This window comes from Streptomyces sp. NPDC059785, assembly GCF_042732375.1.
In the GTDB taxonomy this organism is placed as follows: domain Bacteria; phylum Actinomycetota; class Actinomycetes; order Streptomycetales; family Streptomycetaceae; genus Streptomyces.
Genome location: NZ_JBHWHV010000090.1, coordinates 24,826 through 31,178, shown reverse-complemented (window position 1 = coordinate 31,178; position 6,353 = coordinate 24,826). Strand labels below are relative to the sequence as shown.

Sequence of the window (6,353 nt, the reverse complement as noted above, 5' to 3'; positions counted from 1 at the left end):
GCCCCCCCCCCACCTCGCTGGCGCCCCCCCCCCCGCCCTGCCCGCACACGCCCCCCCGCCCCCACCGCTGCTGACGGGGGGCCCGACGCTCTGCCCGGCCGCGCCCGCGGCGGCCCGGCCCGCCGGTGCCCGGGGCGGCGCGGCGGCCCGGCACGGCGGTGCAGGGGCCTGGCACGGGCGTGCAGAGCCGTGGCCCGGTGGTGCACAACGGCGGCACGACGACTGCCGGGGCGGGCCGGTTGCTGCCAGAGTGACCCCATGCCAACCGATCTGACGGAGGTCTCGTTCACCGGCGAGACCGTCACGCTGGCCGGGTCACTGACCGTGCCGCAGGGGCCTGGCACACCGGTGGGAGGTGTGGTCATGATCGGCGGGTCGGGGCCCGCCGACCGCGACAACGGGGGCTATTTCCCGCCGATCCGCGACCGGCTCGTACGGGCCGGACTCGCGGTGCTGTCGTACGACAAGCGGGGCGTCGGCGACTCGAAGGGCGACTGGCAGGAGTCGACCCTGGACGACCTCGCCGACGACGCGTCGGCGGCCCTGGACTTCCTGCGCGCGCAGCCGCGCGTGCGCGCCGACGCGGTGGGCCTGCTCGGGCACAGTGAGGGCGGCTGGGTCGCCCTGCGCGCGGGCGCGGGCCGAGCCGACCTCGCCTGGCTGGTCACCAGCAGCTGCCCGGGGACCACCCCGGCCGAACAGGAGCGCCACGCGCTGGCCGAGTCGCTGCGGGACGCAGTCGGGCGGCCGGAGACCGACGCGGCCCTCGCCCTGTACGACCGGCTCGTCGAGGCGGGCCGCCGCGACGCGGACCACGCGGAGGCCCGGACTCTGCTCGGCGACACCGGAACACCGCCCGGCAGCGCCGACCTCTGGGAAGCCGCGACGGACGCCAGGTTCTGGGAGTTCCTCAAACGCAAGCAGGACCACGACCCGCTCGCCGACGCGGTGCGGCTGCGCTGCCCGCACCTGGCGGTCTTCGGCGGGGCGGACCCGCTGGTGCCGGTGGCAAAGAGCGCGCGGGCGTTCGTCGCCGCGGCGTGCCGTCCCGGCCGTCCCGCGCGGGCGACGCTGACCGTGGAGGTCGTCCCGGGCGCGGACCACCGCCTGCGGACGGACCACGGCGTCCGGCCCGCCCCTGCGTACCTGGACCTGCTGGCGGGCTGGATCACGGGCCGCACCCCGCCGCATCCGGACGAGACGCCATAGCACTCCGGCCCTTCAGCCCGCCGGCCCTTCAGCCTTCCGGCCCGGTTACTCGCGTGCGGCGGCGACGTCCCCGTTGACGGTGGTGAGCCGCATGCTGTGGTCGTCGTCCGCCCCGGCGGTGGGCAGCCGGGTCGACGGGCTGCCGTTGTCCGTACGGGCCGTGACGCGGTAGGCGGGGGAGTCGTGCGGCACCGTGACCCGGACCGAACCGTTGGTCGTGGACCCGGTCACGGACGCCGGGGAGGTGGCGCACCCCAGGTCCACGTCGCCGTTCACCGTCTCGGCGTGCAGCCGCGCGGCGCGCAGCTCCCCGACGCGCACCGAACCGTTGCGGGTGACCAGCCGGGCCCGGCCCGTGCGCTCGCCGGAGTGCGTCACCGTCACGTCCCCGTTGACGGTCGTCAGGTCCAGCGCGCCCGGGACACCGGCCACGTCGATACCGGCGTTGCGCGCGGAGACGGACACCGAGGCGCCCTCGGGGACGTCCACCTCGGGCATCCGGGGGCACGCCCGGCCAAAGTCGCCGTCGGCGCAGGAGAGGTCGAGGACCCAGGTCCCGTCCCGGTGGGACCAGTCGGCGTGCACGTGCCGGTCGGTCACCACCTGATCGTCGTCGGAGGGGCGCAGCCGTACGCCGTTGTCGGTGGTGATGACCAGGTGCGCGGCGGCGGACAGCTCGGGGGGCGCGTCGGCCGGCAGCGCACGGGCGTCCGCGTCGTGGCCGCCGCAGGCCGCCGCCAGGGGCAGGACCGCCAGGGCGGCCGCCAGGCGCCGCGTCCGTGTCCGCGTTCGCTTCGGCTTCTCCCGCTGGCGCGTCAGGGTTGTGGTGTCCATGTCCGTCGGTTTCCCCGCGCCGCGCCGTCCATGGCACCGGCTCCGTGACGGCGGCTCCGGCTCCCCGGCACCGGCCCCGGGGCCGGCCGCCCGCGGCCGGCCCATCGGGTGTCGCGCGTGCTGTGACAACGGATGCCGGGCCCGGACGCCGCACGTAGGCTGAGGGGGCTCGGGGCTGTCGTGGAGGTCTGCCATGCCCCGAGCCATCTGGTCAGGCGCGATCAGCTTCGGCCTGGTCACCGTGCCCATCCATGTCGTGAGCGCGACCGAGGACCACTCGCTCAGGTTCCACCAGTACCACCGCAAGGACATGGGCCGGGTGCGGGTGCGCAAGTACTGCGAGGTCGAGGACCAGGAAGTCACGCAGGACGAGATCGGCAAGGGCTACGAGGTCACCAAGGGCCAGGTGGTCCCCGTCCGTGACGAGGAGCTGCGGGAGCTGCCGCTGCCGACGGCCCGGGCGATCGAGATCGAGGCGTTCGTCCCCGAGGAGGACATCGACCCGCTCCGGATCGGCGACGGGTACTACCTCCAGGCGGACGGCGGTGTCGCGGCGAAGCCCTACACCCTGCTGCGCAAGGCGCTGGAGCGGTCGTCGAAGGTCGCCGTCGCCAAGTACGCCTGGAGCGGGCGCGAACGGCTCGGCATCCTGCGGGTGCGCGACGACGCCATCGTGCTGCACTCGATGCGCTGGCCCGACGAGGTCCGCAGCCCCGCGGAACTGGCCCCGCCCGCAGAGCGGGTCTCCCAGGACGAGATCGACGGGGCCCGGCTGCTGATGGAGCGGATGTCCCGGGACGATCTGGAGGGCGAGGAGTTCACCGACCGCTACACCCAGGCGCTGGAACAGCTCATCGAGGCCAAGCGCGAGGGCAGACAGCCGCCGGAGATGCCCGCGCAGGAGGCCCCGGAGGGCAAGGTCATGGACCTGATGGCGGCGCTGGAGAAGAGCGTGCGCGCGGCCAGACAGTCGCGCGGCGAGGGCGAGGACGCCACGGTCCACGAGCTGCCGAAGAAGAAGGCACCGGCGAAGAAGACGGCGGCGAAGACCGCGAAGAAGGCGCCCGCCAAGAAGACCGCGAAGAAGCCTGCCGCCGGGACGGCGGACAGCGCGACGCACAAGGACAAGACGGCGCAGAAGGACGGTGCGGCGCACAGGGCGACGGGCCGGTCCGCGGCGAAGAAGCCCAGGCGCAGTGCCTGAAGTGGGCTGCATTCGCCCCCGTTCCCGGGGCAGAAGAGTGCTGGCGAAGGGGTGCAGCCGAATGCTGACGCCGGACTTTCCTGGGGTTGGGAGGCGACGTTGACGTCCGACGCGCATGCGCGGCAGATGCCGCTGAACTCTGAGCGTGATGCGGAGAGGTTGCTACGGCTGGAGGACGAGAACCTTCAGCTCAAGGAAGCGGTGCGTTCGCACGCCATGGTCGACCAGGCCATCGGCGTCGTCCTGGCCGTCGGCCGGCTCGATCCGGACGAGGGCTGGGAGGTGTTGCGGAACATCTCCCAGCGGACGAACGTCAAGCTCCGCCACGTGGCCGAGCTGATCGTCGAGTGGGCCCGCACCGGCGAGCTGCCCGCCGACATCCGCCGCCAGCTCGAACACGAGCTGGGACTCGACGATTCCGGACCGGGCTGAGCGTCCGCGCCCGGCGCGCCGGAAGCCGTGGCAACCACGCCCCGGCACACGGCGGTTGACCGGTGTGCCGGGCGGCGGGATGCTGCTGCGATCCCGGCCGCCCCGGCGGCTGTCCCGGAAGGGGGAGTTCCGTCATGGCATCGGACGCGGCATCGGACAGGGCAGGACACACGACGCCGGACACGGCGGCACAGACGGCGGCGGGCACGGCGGCACACACGGCGGCGGAAGCGGAACCCACCACGTTCCTGTACGTGCACGGCGCCGGCAACAAACCGCCGGAGGACATCCTCAAGCGGGCCTGGGACCAGGACCTGTTCCAGCGGGACATGGGACCCCGTACGCGCATGGTCTACTACGCCGATCTGCTGCACGACAGCCCGGCCGCCATCACGGCCGACGCGTGCACCGGGGACAGCGCCCTGGCGGCGCTGGTGTCCGACGCGTTCGCCGGGACCGTGCCCCTCCAGGACGCCGAGGTGCGCGACGCGGTCGCCGCGATGTCCGCGGAGGGGGCGCAGTTCGTTTTCGCGCTGAGCACCGGCATGGCCGCCCGCGCGGCGGCACCGGCACCCCGGGTCACCGTCGCGGCCACCGCCGCCCCCGGCTCCACCGCGGTGGCCGAACTGCTGCCGCTGCCGAACCCGCTGCGCCAGTTCCTGCTGCGGCAACTGCTCCGGCACTTCATCCCGGACGCGAACGCCTACTTCTTCACCGCCGCACGGCAGGGCATCCAGGACCGGTTGCGGGCCGCTCTGGACGCCGTCGACGGACGCGCCGTGGTGGTGAGCCACAGCCTCGGCACCGTCGTCGCCTACGAGGTGCTCGGCGAGAGCCGCTTCGCGCGCGCGGACGTACCGCTGCTCATGACGATGGGCTCGCCCCTCGGTTACACCGAGATCCAGGACCGGCTGCGCCGCCCGCTGCGGATCCCGCAACCGGTGCGCCTGTGGACCAACTTCGCCGACCCGCTGGACCTGGTCACCCTGGACACCACACTCGCCGACGACTTCCGGGACACCTCCAAGGTCATCGCCGACATCCCTGTGGACAACCGCTCGCCCAACAACCACGCCGCCTGCGGATACCTGCGCACCCGTCAGGTACGCAACACCGCGGCCGCCGCGCAGTGACCCCTCAGCCGTACCCGGCGGGTGATGTGGCACGGTTGCACCGGGGCCCGCGGACCATCGGTCGGTGACCCGCGACGGCCCCGGAACAGTGCGACGAACCAGGGAGAGTCCATGTCGAAACCGCCGCTCCCCGAGCCCGCGGTCACCATGCTGAAGAAGCCCAACCCGGCGGTCATCGCCACCCTGCGGTCCGACGGCCAGCCGGTGTCCACCGCCACCTGGTACCTGTGGGACGACGGCCGGGTACTGGTCAACATGGACGAGGGCCGCAAGCGCCTCGAGCACGTGCGCAGGGACCCGCGGGTGACACTGACCATCATCGACGAGTCCGACTGGTACACCCATGTCAGCCTCATCGGCCGGGTCGTCGACATCACCGAGGACGAGGACCTGAAGGGCATCGACCGGCTGTCGCAGCACTACCTCGGCCGGCCTTACTCGGCCAGGGACCGCGCCCGCTACAACGCCTGGATCGAGATCGACCGCTGGCACGGCTGGGGCTCCCACCGGGACAGCAGCCAGGCCAACGGCTGACTGCCGGTTCCGGGTGCGCGCTGCCGGGCCGCCCCGTCCGCGGCCGGGCAGCGCGCCGACCAGCACAGGTGCCGGCGCGCGCGGTGCCCGGTCGTCAGGACTTCGTCGCGGCGGCGGCCCCGGCCGGCTCGGCCGCGGCCTTGCTCCCGCTCTGCGGCGCCTTGGCCTCCCCGGCCGCGTCCGACGCGGTGTAGAAGACGGAGGAACCCTGCTTGCTGCGCTGGGCCTGGCTCTTGGCGACCAGCCCTTCGAGCGTGGTGCGCACGACCGTCGTCTTGACGGAGCGGTCGGGGTGGCTCTTGCCCAGGGCGGTGGTGATCTCCGCCGCGGAGCGCGGCTCGCTCTGCTCGGTGAGGTGGGTGCGGATGAGCTCGACGAGCGTGGGCTTGGCCGCCGACGCCTTCGCCGTGGCGGGCTTCGCCGCGGCGGACTTGGCCGTGGTCGCCTTGGCGGTCTTCGTGGCCGGCGCCTTGCCCGCCTTCGCCGCGGGCGCCTTGGCGGCCTTGGCCGTCGTGCTCCTGGCCGCGGGCTTCTTGGCCGCCCCGGTCTCCTGCGCCGCGCCGGCCTTCTTGCCGCGGGACCGCTTGCCGGCCTCCGGCGCGGCGCTCCGCTTCTGCTGCGGGACCGGCGCGACCGCCCCCGCCCGCGCGGCCGCCGACGCCACGTCGGCGAACGTCTCCACCGTGCCGAGCGCCTGCTGCATGTTCACCAGGACGGAGTGGTCGTGCTGGAGCGCGGCCAGCTGTTCCTGGAGCGCGCCGATGTCGGCCGTGATGCGCTCCTGCTCCTTGGTGTTGCGTTCCAGGTCACCGGTGACCTGGGCGATGTACTGCGATGTCAGTTCCGTCGCCTGTGCCGTCTGCGTCGTCTGCGTCTTCGTGTCAGCCATGAAGCCGGCCTTTCCTCGATTCGGGGCCACCGCGGTGTCGGATGCTCGCGGGTGGCCGGGGGATTATGCCCCATGGGGCAGTCACCGGGTCACTCATGGCCTGCGAGCAACTGCCTCA

General features: G+C 73.5%; 7 protein-coding genes. 5 read left to right on the top strand and 2 right to left on the bottom strand.

Translation table 11 applies throughout. The annotated features are described in order from the left end of the window. Positions 1-258: 258 nt before the first annotated feature. Positions 259-1,209 (top strand): alpha/beta hydrolase family protein, encoded by a 951-nt coding sequence (locus ACFV6E_RS39975; RefSeq protein WP_385468484.1) that lies wholly within the window; start codon positions 259-261, stop codon positions 1,207-1,209. A 45-nt stretch (positions 1,210-1,254) separates the two neighbouring features. Here the strand turns inward: ACFV6E_RS39975 and ACFV6E_RS39970 are convergent, their stop codons facing one another. Next, positions 1,255-2,043: a DUF4097 family beta strand repeat-containing protein gene (locus ACFV6E_RS39970; protein WP_385176374.1), complete on the bottom strand. Its 789-nt coding sequence runs from the start codon at positions 2,041-2,043 to the stop codon at positions 1,255-1,257. Between the two features lie 193 nt (positions 2,044-2,236). On the opposite strand from ACFV6E_RS39970, the gene ACFV6E_RS39965 reads away from it, so the two are divergent. From ACFV6E_RS39965 to ACFV6E_RS39950, 4 genes are all read left to right on the top strand, one after another. Continuing rightward, positions 2,237-3,247, top strand: coding sequence for a Ku protein (locus ACFV6E_RS39965; protein ID WP_385468481.1), 1,011 nt, complete (start codon positions 2,237-2,239; stop codon positions 3,245-3,247). Positions 3,248-3,373: 126 nt separating this feature from the next. Next, a complete protein-coding gene (locus tag ACFV6E_RS39960; protein ID WP_385174791.1) occupies positions 3,374-3,679 on the top strand; it encodes an ANTAR domain-containing protein in 306 nt (101 codons plus the stop codon). A 134-nt stretch (positions 3,680-3,813) separates the two neighbouring features. Further along, positions 3,814-4,812 (top strand): hypothetical protein, encoded by a 999-nt coding sequence (locus tag ACFV6E_RS39955; RefSeq protein WP_385174788.1) that lies wholly within the window; start codon positions 3,814-3,816, stop codon positions 4,810-4,812. 111 nt (positions 4,813-4,923) lie between these two features. After that, a complete protein-coding gene (locus ACFV6E_RS39950; protein ID WP_385468479.1) occupies positions 4,924-5,346 on the top strand; it encodes a PPOX class F420-dependent oxidoreductase in 423 nt (140 codons plus the stop codon). Between the two features lie 94 nt (positions 5,347-5,440). Here ACFV6E_RS39950 and ACFV6E_RS39945 read toward each other — a convergent pair whose 3' ends face one another. Then, positions 5,441-6,235, bottom strand: coding sequence for a hypothetical protein (locus ACFV6E_RS39945; protein WP_385468476.1), 795 nt, complete (start codon positions 6,233-6,235; stop codon positions 5,441-5,443). Between the last annotated feature and the right edge of the window lie 118 nt (positions 6,236-6,353).

What these genes read in the sequence shown, in the direction of transcription:
- ACFV6E_RS39945 (WP_385468476.1), bottom strand. Translation starts at nt 6,235, where the DNA reads ATGGCTGACACGAAGACGCAGACGACGCAGACGGCACAGGCGACGGAA.
- ACFV6E_RS39960 (WP_385174791.1), top strand. Translation starts at nt 3,374, where the DNA reads ATGCCGCTGAACTCTGAGCGTGATGCGGAGAGGTTGCTACGGCTGGAG.
- ACFV6E_RS39970 (WP_385176374.1), bottom strand. Translation starts at nt 2,043, where the DNA reads ATGGACACCACAACCCTGACGCGCCAGCGGGAGAAGCCGAAGCGAACG.
- ACFV6E_RS39965 (WP_385468481.1), top strand. Translation starts at nt 2,237, where the DNA reads ATGCCCCGAGCCATCTGGTCAGGCGCGATCAGCTTCGGCCTGGTCACC.
- ACFV6E_RS39950 (WP_385468479.1), top strand. Translation starts at nt 4,924, where the DNA reads ATGTCGAAACCGCCGCTCCCCGAGCCCGCGGTCACCATGCTGAAGAAG.
- ACFV6E_RS39975 (WP_385468484.1), top strand. Translation starts at nt 259, where the DNA reads ATGCCAACCGATCTGACGGAGGTCTCGTTCACCGGCGAGACCGTCACG.
- ACFV6E_RS39955 (WP_385174788.1), top strand. Translation starts at nt 3,814, where the DNA reads ATGGCATCGGACGCGGCATCGGACAGGGCAGGACACACGACGCCGGAC.